Origin of the sequence: Streptomyces roseus (assembly GCF_001044425.1) — a bacterium.
Taxonomy (GTDB): Bacteria; Actinomycetota; Actinomycetes; order Streptomycetales; family Streptomycetaceae; genus Streptomyces; species Streptomyces roseus.
The window spans coordinates 1-547 of sequence record NZ_LFML01000151.1 but is presented as its reverse complement, the minus strand read 5'-3'; the positions used below and the strand labels follow the sequence as shown (position 1 = coordinate 547).

The following is a 547-nucleotide window of genomic DNA, read 5'->3' as shown; positions in this document are numbered from 1 at the left end:
GGCGGGCTCCAGTCCGGCCGGCAGGCGCAGGGTGACCCGCATGCCGGTCGAGGAACCGCGTACGCGGCGGACCTTCGGCGGTACGGGCTGGACGTCGCTGCGGCGGGCGACGTTGCGGATCAGGAACGCCCTCAGGCGGGACGGCTGGACCGTCAGCCCGCACACGTCCATCGTGGCCCGGTACGTCACCGCAAACCGGACCCGCGCCACGGGCAGACCGGCCACGGCCCAGAACACGCGCGGCGCGCGGACCTTCGCGTATCCGAGACCACCGCCCGCACCGGCCAGGGGGAGGCCTACCTCCCATAACGTCGACAGGTCGGTCATGGTCAGACCCCGACCGAAGTGAGGGCGACGGCGCGGAACGAGATGCCGTGCCGGGTCTGGCCGTTGAACGTGTTCTCCCAGTCCCGCGCCTTCAGGCCGATCACCGACACCGTCATGCCCGGCGTCAGGCCAGCGGGGAGACCGGTCTCCGGAACGGTCACCTGGTAGAGGTTGCCCTCCCCCTCGTCCGAGATCAGCAGGCCCACCGTGGACAGCGGAG

At 71.7% G+C, this 547-nt stretch carries 1 protein-coding gene and 1 pseudogene; both read right to left on the bottom strand.

The window, feature by feature from the left end; translation table 11 throughout:
• A pseudogene (locus ACS04_RS31630) lies at positions 1-327 on the bottom strand (plasmid transfer protein); the annotation flags it as partial.
• Positions 328-329: 2 nt separating this feature from the next.
• On the bottom strand, positions 330-547 hold a 218-nt coding region (locus tag ACS04_RS31625), incomplete at its 5' end, for an SCO3933 family regulatory protein (protein WP_048480291.1).